The following is a 16120-nucleotide window of genomic DNA, read 5'->3' as shown; positions in this document are numbered from 1 at the left end:
CTGATAACCGTTTCCACCTGTAGATTCGTCTGAGCCCCACGAACGCACGAGAGACGGATGAGGTGGCGCAGGCGATGGGCGTGAGCATGGCGACGGCCAGGGCGTGGGTGGAGCGCTGGGAACGCCAGCAGGAGCGGTACGCGGTGGACCGCGAGGAGCGGTTCACCGTGATCGCGGACGTCGTCGAGCACGCCACGGCCGGCCGCGCCCGGCCGCTCCTGCTCGACCTGGGGTGCGGCCCCGGCTCCCTGGCCGCCAGGCTCGCCACGCGTTTCCCGGACGCCGAGATCGTCGCCGCCGACCTGGACCCCCTGCTGCTCGAACTGGGGCGCACCCACTACGCCGACGCCGCACGTTTCGTCGACACCGTCATCGGGGAGGAGGGCTGGACCGACGCCCTCGGACTGGAGCGCCCCCTGGACGCCGCCGTCTCGACGACCGCCCTGCACTACCTGCCCGAGCCGGCCCTGCTCCGCACGTACCGCGGCCTCGCGTCCCTGCTCCGCCCCGGCGGCGTCCTCGTCAACGGCGACCACTTCCCGCCGGACGCGGCACCGTGCTCGGACCTCACCGCCCATGTGGGCCGTCGCCGGGCGCAGCGCACCGGCGGCCACCCCCGGGAGGACTGGCGGTCCTGGTGGGACGCCGCGTCCCGGGACCCGGAACTCGCCGGCCTCTTCGACGAGCGCGAACGGCGTCGGCCGGCCCATGGGGCGACCGGTGGCGACGAACGCGTGACGGTGCGCCGCCACGCCGAGCTGCTGCGCCGGGCGGGCTTCAGCCACGTCGCGCCGGTCTGGCAGTTCGGCGACAGCACCGTGCTGGTCGCGGTCATGGCCGTCGGCACGCCGTGAGCCGAGGCCTCGAAGAGCCGGACCGGGTCGGCCCGTGGCCGGGCGCGCGGCAACCGCTCCAGGCCCCCGATCCGGAAGCGGAGGAAACGGTTCCGTGACATCCGTCACACGGGGTCAAGGTAATGACCCTGCCGGATAGTAGATGCCGTCGTGGCGACATAAGAGACTTGTCCGATTTGATGCCGACGTAGTTCGCGTCAGATCCGACAGGCGTGGCGCGCACCCGGCATCTTCGCCCGTTGTTCGCTACTGCAAGGTTTCTGACGGGGTGCCGGAAAAGCGGCGTGCCCGCGAACGCCGCCCCAGCACACCGCCACGCGCCTGGCAAGGGTGGCCGGCGCTACGAGGCGAGGTAGTACGAGAGGCTCTTTGCCCTGCCGACGCGGGCCTCCTAAGAATGGCGGTCCGCAGGACGTCTCCGCAGCTCAGGAGCGGAGTCTGCGCAGAGCAAGCCGTACCAGGGGCGCTCCGCGAATACCGAGTGAGGTCTCGCATGGGCAAGCATCGTAAGAAGAGGATCAACCGGCGAATAGCCATCGCCGCCCTCGCCGTGAGCACTGTGGCCGTTCCGTCGGTGGCCATGGCCTGCGGCGACTGGGAGAACAGCGAAGGAGACCAGCTCCGCGACGCCGCGCAGACCGCGGCCGGCGACCGGTGGGACGACGCCGACGACGCGTGGTGGAAGGACGAGGACCGGCACGACCGCTGGAAGGGCCACCGCGACGACAGTGAGCCCAGTGCGGCACCGTCGCAGACCGCGACCCCCTCGGCGAGCACTCCGGCGCCCGCCGCGCCGAAGCCCGAGGCGACCACGCCCAGTGCCCCGAAGACCACCACCGCTCCCAGCACCCCGAAGCCCCCCGCCTCGGCGCCCCCCTCCTCGCCGAGCACCCCGCAGGCCACCCCCACGGCGTCCGGGGCCGTCGCCCAGGTCGTGGAACTCGTCAACGCCGAGCGTGCCAAGGCCGGTTGCTCGCCGCTGAAGGTGAACGCGACCCTGACCAAGGCCGCGCAGGCGCACAGTGCGGACATGGCGGCCCACCAGAACATGTCGCACACGGGTTCCGACGGTTCCTCCCCGGGCGACCGGATCACGCGCGCCGGTTACAACTGGAGCACCTACGGCGAGAACGTCGCCTACGGCTACTCCACCCCGGAGAAGGTCATGGCCGGCTGGATGTCCAGCCCGGGCCACAAGGCCAACATCCTGAAGTGCGAGTTCAAGGAGATCGGCGTCGGCCTCGCCCAGCCCGGCAACTACTGGACGCAGGACTTCGGCACCGCCCGCTGAGCCCACCGCGACACGCGAAAGGAGGCGGCCGGCACGGACCGGTGCGGGCCGCCCCCTTTCGCCCACGGAACAGGCGTGGCCTGCGACGGCCTGGTGACGAGCCGGCCGGCGACGGCGTCGTTCAGTGTTCGGGCATCTCGGTCGCCCGCCACCACCCGGCCAGTTCGTCGATGATCGGGAGCACGGAGTAGCCGCGCTGGGTCAGCCGGTAACGCACCCGGGGCGCGGAACCGCCGACGTTGTGGACCGTGCGGTCGACCATGCGCGTGTGGACCAGGCGGTGCAGGGTCCGGTCCAGGGGCTTGTTCTCCGCCATGCCCGTCGAGCGGGCCAGGTCGTTGTGGTAGCGCGGGCCCTCGGCGAGCTGGACGAGGACGGCGAACACCCATTTGCCCGACAGGACCCGCGCCGCCTCGTAGGCGTCCTGGAAGTGCCCGTGTCCCGAGCTTTCCCGCTTTGTGGAATCCATGACGTCGTCGGAATCTGAGAATCCCGCGGAATGCGCGGTGCCGCCGGAATCCGGGGCCCTGACGGGATTCCGTGATTCGGACACGCGGACCCGTTCCGCTCGATTCCGCCTGTCGTCCGCCGGTGCCGGGAGCGTGTGCGTCACGTCGGTCCTGCTCGGCCCAGACACAGAATTCCCCCTCGCGGTCGTCCTCTTCGGGCCGCCCGGGGTGCGGGCGCACCGTGGGCAGGGGCGCGTCCGCCGGTTCCCGGGGAGATCTGAATCGCCGTATCGCATCGAGAATTGCGGCTGTCGTTGTTAGAACGGTAGACAACAACGGGGCGCCGTTCCAGAGTGCCGACCGGGTTCGACCGATTTTCAACGGTGAACGTGCGGAACGCGCCCCGCCGCCCATTCCGGGAATTGCGACTCCGGGTGATTTTCCGCGCGGAGCCGGACGGCGGACATCGACCGGCGGGCCGTTCGGGCGCGTCGGCGGTCGCCGTGCGTTCAGCGCGCCCGGAACAGGGCGACCGACCCCACCACCGTGACCTCGTGGTCGGTGAAGACCTCCGCCAGGGCCGCGTCCAGGTCCTCCAGCCGGTCCCGCCGGTTGCTCATGATCCCGCGCCGGTTGGCCAGCGCCAGCTGCCACCGCGCCGACCGGTTGTGCCGGACGCCCGTCCCGGGGATCGTCGCCCCGAACAGCGTGCCGCCCGGGCGCAGCACCTGCCGGGCGTGCTCGAAGACCACGGCCTTGTCCCGGAGCGTCCCCGGCAGGCAGTGCAGGAGGTGGAACATGCCGATGGAGTCCACGAGGCCGCCCGGCACCCCCCACGGCCGCAGCACGTCGGCTCGGTGGCCCCGGGGGGCGTAGCGGCGCAGGCGGTGCGACGCGGCGGCGAGCGAGTGCGGGTTGAGGTCCATCAGCGTGAGGTCCGGCACCGGCACGGGGAACCGGCACTCGTCCAGCAGCACCCCGGTGGCGACGCCGATGTCGAGGTGCCGCCCCGAGACGTGCCGGTCGTACAGCGCGACGAGCCGGTCCTTCGGACAGCGCCAGGTGAGCGGCGAGTTGACGCGGTACACGAGGGTGTCGTACGCCCGCAGGAACGAGCGCGTGTACAGCGCCTGCCCGGCGCGGACGGAGGCGGCGGAGGGGACGGCGGGTTCCACCGGTTCCACCGGTTCCACCGGTTCCACCGGTTCTGTCGGGACGGGCACCTCAGTCGTGCTCCGCTCGCGGGGACAGCCGCACCAGGGGAATCTCCCGCGTGGTGCGACGCTGGTACTCGGCGTAGCCCTCGAAGCGCCGCACGACGTGCCGCCACGACGCGGCCCGCTCGTCCCCCTCCAGCACGCGCGCCCGCACGGCCCGCACCCGGTCGCCGACCCGCAGGACCGCGTCCGGATCGGCCAGCAGATTGCGATACCACCTGGGGTGCCCCGCCGACCCTCGGTAGGAGGCGACGACGATGACGTCGGGCCCGTCGGCGAAGGTGAACAGCGGCACGGAGTACGGCTGCCCGTCACGGGGCCGCAGGGTGGTCAGGATGCCGACCTGGTTGCCCAGCATGCGCGTGCCCAGCCGGCCCATCCGGGACAAGGGCTACCGCCACGTCGGCGTGGACGTGTCCACCAAGAGCGCGGAGGTGGCCCTGCGGCACAGCGTCGACGAGGTCCTGATCCAGGACATCCACGACATCCCGCTGCCCGACGGCTGTCCCGACGTCGTGGTGGCCGGGTACCGCCTGGAGCACGTCGCGCGCCCCTTCGACGTGGTCGCCGAGTGCTGCCGCCTGCTCAAGCCCGGCGGCACCCTCGTGATCGACACCACCTCGGACACCTTCCTGGCGCGGCTCGCGGTCATCACCCTGGGCGAGGGCCTGCCCCTGACCTGGGCCGCGCCCAAGGGCACCCACGACCACCGCTTCTTCATCGCCCCCCACCGGCTCGTCGAGGCGTGCGCGGCCCACGGTGTCCCCGTCGACGTGTTCGGCGTCGTGCCCCACGTCCGGGACCTGGTCTCCTGGTCCCTGGGACGCGGCTACGACGTACGCATGCGCAGCGGCACGTTCACCAAGATCCTCTACGGGGTGTCCGGGGTGAAGCCCCGGGAGAACGCCGGGCCGTAAAGCCCCGCCCGCCGCTCCGGCCCCGCCCCGACGTGCCAGGTCACGCGGTGCGGGGGCTTACGTGTCCGTGGTCTGGGAACTCAGAGCACACCACAGCGCCGCATCCGTGCAGTCCGGGTCCCCTCGGGGCAGGCGCTCCGGACCCTTTGGAGTGACCGTGACCGTTCGTATCGGGGTGGAGGAAGAGTTCCACGTCCTGGAGGTCGAGAGCGGAGTGCTCGTACCCCGCGCCGACGCGATCCTGCGACGGCTGCCCCAGCGGGCTTTCACAACCGAGCTGCACCAGTCCACGGTGGAATCGAACAGCGGAGTGCACGCGTCCCTGCACAGCCTGTACGCGGACCTCACCGGCGCCAGACGGCGGCTGGACGCGGCCGCCTCCTCGCTGGGGCTGGCCGTGGTGGCCGCCGGTACGGCCCCGCTGGCCCCCGGGGTCTCGGCCGACCCCACCGCCGACGCGCGCTATCGCCACATGACCGAGGAGTACCGCCGGGTCGCCGACGAGCAGCTCATCTGCGGTGCCCAGGTCCACGTGGACGTGCCCGACCGCGACACCGCGGTACGCGTCATGTGCGAGGTCTCGCCCTGGCTGCCGGTGCTCCTGGCGATCTCGGCCAGCTCACCGTTCTGGCAGGGCGCCGACACGGGGTACGCCAGCTGGCGCTCCCTGCTGTGGCAGCGCTGGCCCACCGCGGGGCCGGTCGGCTGCTTCTCCGGCGCGGACGAGTACGACGCGGCGGTGGACGACTTCGTGCGGGCCGGGATCATCAGCGACCCGGGGATGATCTACTACGACGTCCGTCCCTCCGACCACCTGCCCACGCTGGAACTGCGCATCTGCGATGCCTGCCCGCGCGTGGAGACCGTCGTGCTCGTCGCCGGACTCTTCCGCGCCCTCGTGACCGAGGCCGGGGAACGGCTTCGCGTGCGCGGTGCCCCGCGCTGCGGGGGCCGGCACGAGTGGCTGCGGGGCGCGTCGTGGCGTGCCGCCCGTTCAGGGCTCGAAGGCACACTCGTGGATCCCGAGACCCACCGGGAGGCGCCCGCGCGCCAGGTCGTACGGAAACTGCTCGTCCGGCTGCGGCGCGCGCTCGAGGCCCACGGGGACTGGGAGACCGTGCGGGCGCTGACGGAGATGGCGCTCGCCGACGGGAGCGCGGCCCGGCGGATGCGCCGGGCCGCCCAGCGGGAGGACCTGCTGGGCTGTGTCGACATGCTGATCGCCGAGACCCGCGGCGAACGCGCCCAGCGCAGGACGGCGGCGCCGGGCCGCGGACTCACCCCGGCCGTCGTCCCCGGGGGATCGCGCTCGTCCGCCGGCCGTGGGGCGCGGAAAGTCATGGGCCCCTGACATCTGGTGGATGTGATGCGGCCGGTCGCGGGTACCGCAACGCCGACGCGTCGCGTCGACGGGGGTTCGGCCGCCGGGCGGCACCGCGGTGACCACCGTCCGACATGTGTCCTGTCCCTGCGCAGAAAGGTTTTGTCAATGTCTCGCGGCACCACCCAGGACCTCATTCGAGGACGCGCGCCGGCACTCCCGTCCCGGCACGTCGAGCCCGGAGCGCGTGAGGGAGGTGAGGCGTCATGTGCGGTCTGAGCGGGGAGATCCGCTTCGACGGCCGGCGGCCCGACCTCGCCGCCGTCGAACGCATGGCCGATCAGCTTGCCGCCCGCGGGCCCGACGGGCAGGGCGCCTGGACGCGGGGCGCGGTCGCGCTGGGACACCGGCGACTGAAGATCATCGATCTGTCGGACCGGGGAGCCCAGCCGATGACGGACGCCCGCGGAGAGGTCACCGGCGTCTTCAACGGCTGCGTGTACAACTATCCGGAGCTGCGGGAAGAGCTGCGGGGCCTCGGACACCGCTTCCAGTCCACGTCGGACACCGAGGTGGTGCTCAACGCCTACCTGGAGTGGGGAACCGACTGCGTCGACCACTTCCGCGGCATGTTCGCCTTCGCGATCGCCGAGCACCGGACCGGTCGTGTCGTCCTCGCCCGGGACCGGCTCGGGATCAAGCCCCTGTACCTGGCGCGGACACCGGACCGGCTGCGGTTCGCATCCACCCTGCCGGCCCTCCTCGCCACCGGAGACGTGGACACCTCACTCGACCCGGTCGCCCTCCACCAGTACCTGAGCTGGCACGCCACGGTCGCCGCCCCGCGCACCGTCCTCAACGGGGTGCGCAAGCTGCCCCCGGCCACCGTGCGGGTCGTCGAACCGGACGGCACCCACCGGGACCACCGCTACTGGCAGCCGTCGTACACGCGCCGGCCCGAGTACGCCGACATCGGCGCGGACGAATGGCGCGACGCGGTGCTGGACGCGCTGCGCACGGCCGTGCGCCGCCGCATGGTGTCCGACGTACCGGTCGGTGTCCTGCTCTCCGGCGGCCTCGACTCCAGCCTCATCGTCGCGCTGCTCGCCGACGAGGGACAGCGGGACCTGATGACGTTCAGCGTCGGGTTCGAGGCGGAGGGCGGCGAGAAGGGCGACGAGTTCCAGTACTCCGACCTGGTCGCCCGCGAGTTCGACACCGATCACCGCCGGCTGATGATCCCCTCCACCCGGGTCTCCGGCGCGCTGGACGCGGCGGTCGCGGCGATGAGCGAGCCGATGATCAGCCACGACGTGGTCGCCTTCCACCTGCTGTCCGAGCAGGTGTCCAAGGAGGTGAAGGTCGTACAGAGCGGACAGGGCGCCGACGAGATCTTCGCCGGCTACCACTGGTACCCGCGGCTGGCGGACGTCTCCCGCGAGGGTGCGGCGGAACGCTACGCCGAGACGTACTTCGACCGTCCGCACGCCGACCTCGCCCGGATCCTGCAGCCGGACATGCTGCCCCCCGACGACGTCTCGGGACGCTTCGTCCGCGATCACATGGCGGTACCGGGAGCGGACACCGCGCTGGACGCGGCGCTTCGGCTGGACACGCACGTCATGCTCGTCGACGACCCCGTCAAGCGCGTCGACAACATGACCATGGCCTGGGGTCTGGAGGCCCGGGTGCCCTTCCTCGACCACGAACTCGTGGAGCTGGCGGCGGCCTGCCCGCCGGAACTCAAACTGGCCGACGGCGGCAAGGGCGTGCTGAAGGAGGCGGGCCGCAAGCTCCTGCCCCTGGAGGTCGTCGACCGGCCCAAGGGATACTTCCCGGTGCCGGCCGTCCGGCACATGGCGGGTCCCGTCCTGGCACGGGTGCGCGAGGCACTGGAGGCACCCGAGGCGAAGCGACGCGGACTGTTCCAGGAACCATACGTGGCCGAGCTCCTCGCCGCCCCCGACGAGCACCGGACCAGGCGAGGCGCGAACGCCCTGTGGCAGATGGCTTTGCTGGAGATATGGCTGCAGACCCACGGAGTCAAGTGACCGACGACCGGGGCACGCGCGCGACGGTGCAAGGCCCGTCGCCCGTCCTCACCCCGCCACGGACCGTAGGTACGGCCCCCGCGCAGCGCACGGACAGCCGCACGGGGGACGCGCTCGGTGCTGCCGGCGCCGCCGCGCCCGCGCCGGTGGCGCTGCCCGAGGCGGGTGGCCCGCGAGACGCCGTCACCCGGCTGCGCGCCCACGGCTGCTGGTACCCCTCCGCCGACGCCGACGGCGCCGAGGCCGCCTTCATCTGCGACCGCGGCGGAGTTCCCCAGCTGTGGGCCGGACCCGCCGGCGGCGACGAGGTACGGCTGCTCGACTCCTCACCCGATCCCGTCAAAGAGGTGTCCTGGTCGCCGGACGGCCGCTGGATCGCGTACACCACCGCGCCCGGCGGCGGGGAGCACTCACGGGTGCTGTGCGTACGCCCCGACGGCACCGGCCGCCGCATCCTGGCCGGGGCCGATCCGGCGAGTTCCGCCTATCTGGGGTGCTGGGCGCACGACAGCTCGTCCGTCGCCGTCACCGTCGCCGCACCGGCCACCGCGGGGCACGCGGGCAGCGTCGGGTACGGGGGCGGCGCCGGGTACGGAGGGAGCGCCGGGTACGGGGGCGGCGCCGGTTACGCTCCGGTGGCCCTCGGCCCCGCCGACGGCCGGCTCGCCGACACCCGTCTGCCCGCCGGCTGGGCGGAGCGCGACGGACACGCGACGCTCCTCGGCCCCGCCGCGTACGACGCGGCACCGGTGCCCGCGCCGGGCGGGCCACCCGCGACCGCGACGGCCCCGGCCGGACCGGCGGCCCGCCCCGACGGAGGCCTGTCGGTCTACCTCATCGACCCCGACGGCCTGGCGTCCCCCGTCCTGCTCACCACCGAGACACACGCCGCCTCCCTGCGTGCCTGCGACCTCAGCCACGACGGCGGTCTCGTGCTGCTGCGCAGGGGACCGCGCGGACGGCGGGAGGCGGTCGTCCGGCGCACCGCGGACTCGGCGACCACCTTCGCCATGCCGGTCGCCGACGGCGACCCGTGGATCGGCCGGTTCTCCCCCGACGGGCGGACACTGTGGCTGCGCAGCAACGCCGACCGCGAGTACGCGGCGCTCTTCGCGGTCGCCCTGGACGCCGACGGCATGCCCCACGGCGTGTCCGTCGTGGCGGAACGCGAGAACACCGACCTCGAACTGCTGGCGCTGGCCCAGGACGGCCGCACGGCCGCCCTGGCGTGGAACGTGCAGGGCGCGAGCGAGCTGGAACTCGTCGAAACCTTCCCGACCGGGCAGGCCCCCGACCGAACGGGCCCCGCACGGCCCCTCCCCCTGCCGCACGAAGTCGTCACACGCGTGACGGCCGCCGGCACCGGGCGCCTGCTGCTCGCGCTGTCCGGGTCACAGCGCCGGCCGGGAATCTGGTGGGCCCCCGAAGGCGTGTCCCTGCTCCGCACCCCCTGGTCCTCCCAGGACGAGGACGCCGTCCCGCCGGGCCGCCCGCCGGTGCGCCCCGTCCCGCTGCGCCTCACCGCCCGGGACGGCCTGCCACTGAGCGGCTGGTACTACAGGGCTCCGGGCCGCGCCCCCGACGAACCGGCACCCTGTGTCATCCACCTGCACGGCGGCCCCGAGGAACAGGAGCGCCCTGTGTTCCACCCGCTCTACCACGAGCTGGTCGGGCGGGGCCTGGACATCTTCGCCCCCGACGTCCGCGGCTCCCTGGGACACGGCCGCTCCTTCGTCGACGCCGACCTGGGCGCGGGCCGTTTCGCGGCGATCGAGGACGTGGCGGACTGCGCGGCCCACGCGGTCACGGCGGGCCCCGCCGATCCGACGCGGCTCGCGGTCATGGGGCGCTCGTACGGCGGCTATCTGACGTTCGCCTCCCTGGTGTGGCACCCGGATCTGTTCCGCACCGGGGTCGCCGTCTGCGGCATGTCGGACTTCCTGACCTTCTTCGCCGGTACGGAGCCCTGGATCGCGGAGTCGGCGGCGCACAAGTACGGCCACCCGGAGCACGACCGGGACCTGCTGCGAGCCCTGTCACCGATGAGCCGCATCGACGCCCTGCGTGTCCCGCTGCTCGCCGTGCACGGCGAACACGACACCAACGTGCCGCCGGGGGAGTCCGAGCAGTTCGTACGGGCCGCCCGCGAACGGGGCGTGCCCGCGGAACTTTTGACCCTGCGCGACGAGGGCCACGACTTCCTCCGCGCGGACAACCGGCGACTGTTCCGACGGGCCGCGGCGGACTGGATGGAACGGCAACTCCACCTCTGAACGGCCGACCCGTTACGGGACTGTTGGGCGCCGCCTGCCGGGGACCCGACGCGCACACTCAGCTGCCCCGGCGCTTCCCCTCGCCGGTGCGGCGGTCGCGCCAGGCCGGGGCGAGGGCGGTGAGCATCGCGGCGCCCGTCAGAGCGAAGGCCCAGGGGTAGCCGGTCCCCGCCGCGAGCCAGCCGAAGGCGACGGCGCCGACGCCCATGCCGACGTCGTGGGCGAAGTTCCACAAAGCGCTGACGGTGCCGTGGCCGGCGGCGGGAACCCGTGAATACATCAGCGTCAGCGTGGCGTTCTGGGTGACCCCGAATCCGAAGCCGAACACGGCGACCGCGATGACGACGACGACCGGGCTGCTCGTCAGCGCCATCAGCAGCGTGCCGGTGGCCGACAACAGCAGGCTGGGAAGGACGAGACGGGCGGGGGCCGTGCCGGTCGCCGTGCCGCCCCGCGAGCCAGCGGGTCGGCGTGGCGGCCGCGGGCTGCACGAACAGGGCCACGGTGACCAGACCCGTGGCCGAGGCCGGTACCGCGAGCGGCAGGAAGGTGACGACGATGCCCGCGGCCACGGCGGTGACCGCGAACACCACGGCCGGCCGCACCAGTCGGGACATGCGCAGGCCCTCGACGACGCCGACGGCACGCCCGGAGTCCCCGACGCGGTCGGGCAGACCGGGCACCGAGAGGACCGCCGCCAGCGCGGCCACGGCCGCCGCCGCGCACACCACCCCGCAGCCGGTGTGCGCGGCCAGCCACACCCCCAGCGGCAGAGCCACCAACGACGGCACCCCGCTCACCACGCCGACCAGCGCCAGCCCTTCGCCACGACGCTCGGCGGGGATGAGTGACGCGGTCAACGCGCCGCCCGCGACCACCGTCAGGGCCTCGCCCCGGACCGGGTGATCTCCATAGGCACGGTCAGCAAGTCACTCGCCCCCGCCCTGCGCATCGGCCGGCTGTTGTGCCCACCCGGTCTCGTCGAACCGGTCGCCCGGCACAAGCAGGTCAGCGACCGCGGTTCGCCCACGCTGGACCAGCTGGCCCTGGCGCGGCTCATCGAATCAGGACGCTTCGACCGGCACCTGCGCCGCAGCCGTGCCACCTACACGGCACGCCGCACCGCTCTGATCGACGCGCTGGCCACCCACGCCCCGGGGGTGACGGTCACCGGCCTAGCGGCCGGCTTCCACGCCGTCGCCCACCTGCCCGCCGGTACCGACGAGCACCACGTCATCACCGCCGCCCGTGAACGCTCCGTCGGCCTCTACGGCATGAGCGGCTGCCGCGCCTCACACATCGACGCACCCGCCCAACTCGTCCTCGGCTTCGGCAACGTGGGCGAGCGGACCATCACCGAAGGCATCGCAACGATCGGCGACTTGCTCACGTGCCGACCGCGGGGGTAGCGGCCGGACGATCCCGACGTGTCGGGGTGTCGGGGTGTCGGGGTGTCGGGGTGTCGCCAAGCCTCCGGGTCAGGACAGGGCGAGCACGCAGAACTCGTGGCCCTCCGGGTCGGCGAGGACCGTCCACGGGACGTCGCCCTGGCCGAGGTCGAGGTCGGTGGCGCCGAGAGCCCGCAGCCGGGCCACCTCCGCCTCCTTGTCGTCACCCGGGTAGGGCAGCAGGTCGAGATGGACGCGGTCCGGCACGGTCTTCAGGCCGGGCGTGCGGAGAAATTCGAGGTAGGGGCCGACACCCTTGGCGGAGCGCAACACCGCGTGATCGTCGGTCACCTCGTGCAGGGTCCAGTCGATCGCCTCGCCCCAGAACCGGCCCATGGCACGGGGATCCGCGCAGTCCACCACCACCCGTGCGATCGGCCCGGTGTCCCGGTAGATCTCCCGGGGTTCCAGCACGCAGAACTCGTTGCCCTCCGGATCGGCGAGGACCGTCCACGGCACGTCGCCCTGGCCCACATCGGCGGGCGTCGCGCCGAGAGCCCGCACGCGCGCGATCAACTCCGCCCGATGGGCCGCAGAGGTCGTGGCGAGATCGAGGCGCACACGGTTCTTGGTCGCCGTCTTGGCTTCCGGGACGGGAACGACGTCGACGCAGACGGCGACCGGGTCCGGCCATACGAGGCCGCCCGCGGGTCCGACATAGGTGGTCACGCCGGGGCTGTAAGCACTCCAGCCGAGTGCCCCCGCCCAGAACCGGCCGACCGCCGGGGCATCGAGAGCCTTTATGTTCACCTGAACAGGTCGCAGCGCCATGCCGACGACCTTCGCACCCGCTCCGCGCAGACATGCGCGTCTTGCCCAAACAGAGATCAACTCGCTCGCCAGCCGCGATGGTCAGCTCGCGTGTCGGTGTGGCCCGGCCTGGTGTGAGACTTCGGGTCATGACTTCCCCACAGCTCAGCGATCCGGACTACCTCCGGGAGATCGAACGCCTCGCCAACCGCGTCAAGACGCAGGCAGCGAGCGAAGGATGGCTCTCGTACGGTGAGGACCCGGAAGACGCGACACCCCTCCGACGCAGTGTGAACGCACTTGCCCGGGCCCTGCGCCACTACCACTTCGAAGGGGACGGCTGCCTGGAGGAGGACCGGCCTCTGGTCCGGCTGGTCGGAGCCTCGGTGCTGAAGCCCGGCGCCATGCCGGCCGGGGTGGAGGAGGAGTACGAGGAGGTATGCGCGCGCATCGGCGTCGAACCGAGGCCTGAGGGCTGGGCGCTGTGGAACACCTGGAGCGACGGAGGGCTGAAGGTGACCATGGTGGTGTCCGCTGTCGAGACCACCGAGGGACTGTTCCGGAACTGGTCGCGGGGGAGGGCCCTAGATCCTGTGACACCGTTGCCGTCCCAGATCGCCCTCGTCCGCCACGGCTGGATAGGCCCGATGACGTTCTCGCCCCGAGGCGTCAGCCGGATGGGCCTTGACGGCCGGCCACTGTCCTAGTTCCTGGCGACCCATGACGAGTGGACAGCGCATCCCCATGCCGATGGCAGCCCTCGGCGCCCGTCCGCTGCTGACACGTGCCCTCACCAGGGAGTCCGAGCGGGCCCGGCAGCTCCTGACCGTCGGCGAATGGCGGCCCGCCGCATCGGACGCCGAGGCGGCGGCGGCCGTCCTGGCCCGCCTCACCGCCCCGCTCCCGACCCGGCGGGCCGCGACGGCACGGACGTCGGCCACGGACCGGGACCGACGGCTCCAACGCATCCTGCGCACCACCCTGCATCACCTCGACGCGGGAGTCGTGAGCCCGCCCACCGCTGCTCTCCTGGCCGCCGTCGCTCGCGCCCTCCTGCCCTGGCACGCCCATCCGAACCCACCTGCCGCGGCGGCAGCCCCGCGATACGGGACCTGGCACCAGCCCCCCTCGGGCGGCATGGCGCTGCCGCCGACCGAAGCGGGCGAGGCCCTGCTCCCCGAGCTGATCGACCTGTTCACGGCCCTGGCGGATCCGTGCCCGCCCGGGACCGCCCCACGCACGCCCCAGGCCGTGCCCTGGCAGGCCTTGTACGCGGGCAGGTTCCGTCGCTACGGCGGACCCGCCCCCGGAGTGTGGACGGCCGAGACCTTCGGCTGCCCGGCGTGCGGCGGTACGACCGGTCCGTGGACGGTCGCCTGCGACTGGCGCCTGATCACGCTGGGCTGCCCGTGCGGGGAGGTTACCCACGAGCACGGCCTCGCGTTCTCCGAGGTCTGGCTCCTCTTGCCGGACACGGACTGAGCGTCGTAGTCGGCCGGTACGGCGCCCGAGACTGCCGGACAAGCCCTGGACGTGGGCCACGCCACGACGACCCCAGTCGCAGGCGCTCCTCGCTCCGATGTCACACCGGGGCGCCGACGCGTTCACGGCTGTCGGCCAGGAGCGCCGCGCGGCGGACCGAACCGGGTGCGGCGGCCAGCAACGGCAGCCGGACCGCCGGGCTCGGAACGCGTCCCTGAGCGTGCAGCACACCCTTGATCACGGTCGGGTTCGGCTCGGCGAAGAGTGCGGCGGACAGCCGGGCCAGTTCGGCGCCGAGCCTGCGGGCGGGTGCGGCGGAGCCGCGATGCCACAGGGAGATCAGTTCGGCGTAGTCGGCGGTGCGGACGTTGGCCGAGGCGACGATTCCACCGTGGGCGCCCGCCGCGACGAGCGGTGAGAGTACGACGTCGTCGCCGCCGAGCACGGCGAAGCCGGGCGCGGGGGAGTCGAGCAACTCCACGGTGGTCGCGTCGATCCCGCCGGTCGCGTGCTTGATGCCGACGATCCCTGGCAGGTGGCCGAGTGCGGTGATCGTGCCGGCGCTCAGGGTCTGCCCGGTGCGGTAGGGGATGTCGTACACGATCAGCGGCATGCCGCCGTGCTCGGCCAGCGCGGTGAAGTGCGCGAGTGTCCCGGCTTCCCCGGGCCGGACGTAGGGCGGCGCGGGAACCAGCGCCGCGGCGGCGACCCCGGTGGCCGCGAGTTCGCGCAGCGACTCGATGGCGGTGGCGGTGTCATTGGTGCCGACCCCGACGATCAGCGGGGCGCCGTGTGCTCGGCAGGCGGCCGAGCAGATGCGCACCACGGTCTGCTTCTCCTCCGCGGTCAACGAGGCGGATTCGGCGGTCGTGCCGAGAGCGACGAGCCCTGAGGCGCCGGCCGCCAGCGCCTCGTCGGCGAGCCGGGCCAGCGCGTCGGGGGCCAGGCTCAGGTCGTCGGTGAACGGAGTCACCAGGGGGACGTACAGGCCGTCGAAGATCGGGTTGGGCTTCATGCTCCAACCCTGACCCACACAGACCCGGTAGATCCATTTCTGATTTCTGCGTCCATGCGTAAGCTCAGCTTATGCTTGATGTCCGTCGTCTCTACCTGCTGCGCGAACTGGACCGGCGGGGCACGATCGCGGCCGTGGCCGAGGCGCTGACCTTCACCGCCTCCGCCGTCTCCCAGCAACTGGGTGTGCTGGAACGCGAGGCAGGCGTGGCCTTGCTGGAACGCAGCGGCCGGCGGGTGATGCTCACGCCGGCGGGCCGGTCCCTCGTCGCCCACGCCGACGCCGTGCTGCAACGCCTGGAGCTGGCGGTCGCCGAACTCGCCGGCACGCGCGAGGGCATCGGCGGGCCGCTGCGCATCGGGACCTTCCCCTCCGCCGGGCACACCATCGTGCCGACCGCGCTGGCCGAGCTGGCCCGACGGCACCCCGCACTGGAACCGATGGTGCAGGAGATCGACTCCGCCCGCGTATCCGACGGCCTGCGAGCCGGGGAACTCGACGTGGCCCTCGTCCACGACTACGACTTCGTACCCGCGTCACCGGACCCCTCGGTGGACGAAGTGCCCCTGCTGGACGAGCCGATGTACCTCGTCACCGACACCGAGACCAAGCCCTCCAGCCGCGGCGACACCCTCGCGGAACTGCTCGGACCCTGCGCCGAGGTCCCGTGGATCACCGCACGGGACGGCACGACCGGTCACGCGATGGCCGTACGCGCCTGCCAGGCTGCCGGTTTCCAGCCGAGAATCCGTCATCAGGTCAACGATTTCCGCACCGTGCTGGCCCTGGCCGCCACCGGGCAAGGGGCCGGACTCGTACCGGAGACGGCCACTGCGCAAAGCCCCGCGGGCGTGGTGCTGACCGAGCTGCCGTTGTTCCGCCGCTCGAAGGTCGCCTTCCGCGCGGGCGGCGGCAGTCATCCGGCGATCGCCGCATTCGTGGCGGCGGCAAGAGCGGCAGTGGGGCTGCGTGATTGACTCCACCAGGACGTCGTGACCGGACGACGCGTGCTGCGGAGCGGCGGTCCCGGGCGGGCGAACCCCCTCGGCTCC

The 16120-nt window shown here is 72.7% G+C and carries 16 protein-coding genes and 1 pseudogene; 10 read left to right on the top strand and 7 right to left on the bottom strand.

Translation table 11 applies throughout. The features are described from left to right. Positions 1-74: 74 nt before the first annotated feature. The gene (locus ACSU6L_RS00640) at positions 75-854 is read left to right on the top strand and encodes a class I SAM-dependent methyltransferase (protein ID WP_437052421.1); all 780 of its coding nucleotides are present in this window, start codon (positions 75-77) and stop codon (positions 852-854) included. Between the two features lie 493 nt (positions 855-1347). Continuing rightward, complete coding sequence (locus ACSU6L_RS00635) at positions 1348-2145, top strand: CAP domain-containing protein (RefSeq protein ID WP_437052419.1); 798 nt, start codon at positions 1348-1350, stop codon at positions 2143-2145. A 121-nt stretch (positions 2146-2266) separates the two neighbouring features. On the opposite strand, the gene ACSU6L_RS00630 is transcribed toward ACSU6L_RS00635, so the two are convergent. The 3 genes from ACSU6L_RS00630 to ACSU6L_RS00620 all read right to left on the bottom strand — a co-directional run bounded on the left by ACSU6L_RS00630 (position 2267) and on the right by ACSU6L_RS00620 (position 4169). Then, positions 2267-2614, bottom strand: coding sequence for a winged helix-turn-helix transcriptional regulator (locus ACSU6L_RS00630; protein WP_437052417.1), 348 nt, complete (start codon positions 2612-2614; stop codon positions 2267-2269). 489 nt (positions 2615-3103) lie between these two features. Continuing rightward, the gene (locus ACSU6L_RS00625) at positions 3104-3817 is read right to left on the bottom strand and encodes a class I SAM-dependent methyltransferase (protein ID WP_437052415.1); all 714 of its coding nucleotides are present in this window, start codon (positions 3815-3817) and stop codon (positions 3104-3106) included. 1 nt (position 3818) lies between these two features. Next, on the bottom strand, positions 3819-4169 hold the full coding sequence (locus ACSU6L_RS00620; protein ID WP_437052413.1) for a nitroreductase family deazaflavin-dependent oxidoreductase: 351 nt from the start codon (positions 4167-4169) through the stop codon (positions 3819-3821). On the opposite strand from ACSU6L_RS00620, the gene ACSU6L_RS00615 reads away from it, so the two are divergent. The 4 genes from ACSU6L_RS00615 to ACSU6L_RS00600 all read left to right on the top strand — a co-directional run bounded on the left by ACSU6L_RS00615 (position 4168) and on the right by ACSU6L_RS00600 (position 10373). Beyond that, positions 4168-4728 (top strand): methyltransferase domain-containing protein, encoded by a 561-nt coding sequence (locus tag ACSU6L_RS00615; RefSeq protein ID WP_437052411.1) that lies wholly within the window; start codon positions 4168-4170, stop codon positions 4726-4728. The genes ACSU6L_RS00620 and ACSU6L_RS00615 overlap by 2 nt on opposite strands. A 157-nt stretch (positions 4729-4885) precedes the next feature. Continuing rightward, on the top strand, positions 4886-6079 hold the full coding sequence (locus ACSU6L_RS00610; protein WP_437052409.1) for a carboxylate-amine ligase: 1194 nt from the start codon (positions 4886-4888) through the stop codon (positions 6077-6079). 236 nt (positions 6080-6315) lie between these two features. Next, positions 6316-8100 (top strand): N-acetylglutaminylglutamine amidotransferase, encoded by a 1785-nt coding sequence (locus tag ACSU6L_RS00605; RefSeq protein ID WP_437052407.1) that lies wholly within the window; start codon positions 6316-6318, stop codon positions 8098-8100. Further along, positions 8073-10373 carry a S9 family peptidase gene (locus tag ACSU6L_RS00600; RefSeq protein WP_437052405.1) on the top strand — a complete coding sequence of 767 codons (2301 nt, stop codon included), beginning with the start codon at positions 8073-8075 and terminating at the stop codon, positions 10371-10373. Before ACSU6L_RS00605 ends, ACSU6L_RS00600 begins: the two co-directional genes overlap by 28 nt. 58 nt (positions 10374-10431) lie before the next feature. Here ACSU6L_RS00600 and ACSU6L_RS00595 read toward each other — a convergent pair whose 3' ends face one another. Both ACSU6L_RS00595 and ACSU6L_RS00590 read right to left on the bottom strand, forming a co-directional pair. Beyond that, positions 10432-10770: an MFS transporter gene (locus tag ACSU6L_RS00595; protein WP_437052403.1), complete on the bottom strand. Its 339-nt coding sequence runs from the start codon at positions 10768-10770 to the stop codon at positions 10432-10434. 79 nt (positions 10771-10849) lie between these two features. Then, positions 10850-11251: pseudogene (locus tag ACSU6L_RS00590) on the bottom strand (MFS transporter); the annotation flags it as partial. A gap of 24 nt (positions 11252-11275) precedes the next feature. On the opposite strand from ACSU6L_RS00590, the gene ACSU6L_RS00585 reads away from it, so the two are divergent. Continuing rightward, a complete protein-coding gene (locus tag ACSU6L_RS00585; RefSeq protein ID WP_437052401.1) occupies positions 11276-11782 on the top strand; it encodes a hypothetical protein in 507 nt (168 codons plus the stop codon). 69 nt (positions 11783-11851) lie between these two features. On the opposite strand, the gene ACSU6L_RS00580 is transcribed toward ACSU6L_RS00585, so the two are convergent. Next, a complete protein-coding gene (locus ACSU6L_RS00580; RefSeq protein WP_437052399.1) occupies positions 11852-12592 on the bottom strand; it encodes a VOC family protein in 741 nt (246 codons plus the stop codon). A 128-nt stretch (positions 12593-12720) separates the two neighbouring features. Between ACSU6L_RS00580 and ACSU6L_RS00575 the strand changes: the two genes are divergently transcribed. Together ACSU6L_RS00575 and ACSU6L_RS00570 are read left to right on the top strand one after the other, a co-directional pair. Further along, positions 12721-13278 (top strand): hypothetical protein, encoded by a 558-nt coding sequence (locus ACSU6L_RS00575; protein ID WP_437052397.1) that lies wholly within the window; start codon positions 12721-12723, stop codon positions 13276-13278. A gap of 13 nt (positions 13279-13291) precedes the next feature. Beyond that, positions 13292-14053, top strand: coding sequence for a hypothetical protein (locus tag ACSU6L_RS00570; RefSeq protein WP_437052395.1), 762 nt, complete (start codon positions 13292-13294; stop codon positions 14051-14053). Positions 14054-14153: 100 nt separating this feature from the next. Here the strand turns inward: ACSU6L_RS00570 and dapA are convergent, their stop codons facing one another. Beyond that, entirely contained in the window at positions 14154-15068 is a 915-nt protein-coding gene (gene dapA / locus ACSU6L_RS00565) for a 4-hydroxy-tetrahydrodipicolinate synthase (RefSeq protein WP_437052393.1), read from the bottom strand. 71 nt (positions 15069-15139) lie between these two features. Between dapA and ACSU6L_RS00560 the strand changes: the two genes are divergently transcribed. After that, positions 15140-16045 (top strand): LysR family transcriptional regulator, encoded by a 906-nt coding sequence (locus ACSU6L_RS00560; RefSeq protein WP_437052391.1) that lies wholly within the window; start codon positions 15140-15142, stop codon positions 16043-16045. Positions 16046-16120 lie beyond the last annotated feature (75 nt).

This window comes from Streptomyces sp. enrichment culture, from assembly GCF_964272855.1.
In the GTDB taxonomy this organism is placed as follows: Bacteria; Actinomycetota; Actinomycetes; order Streptomycetales; family Streptomycetaceae; genus Streptomyces.
This window is presented reverse-complemented; position numbering and strand designations above follow the sequence as displayed.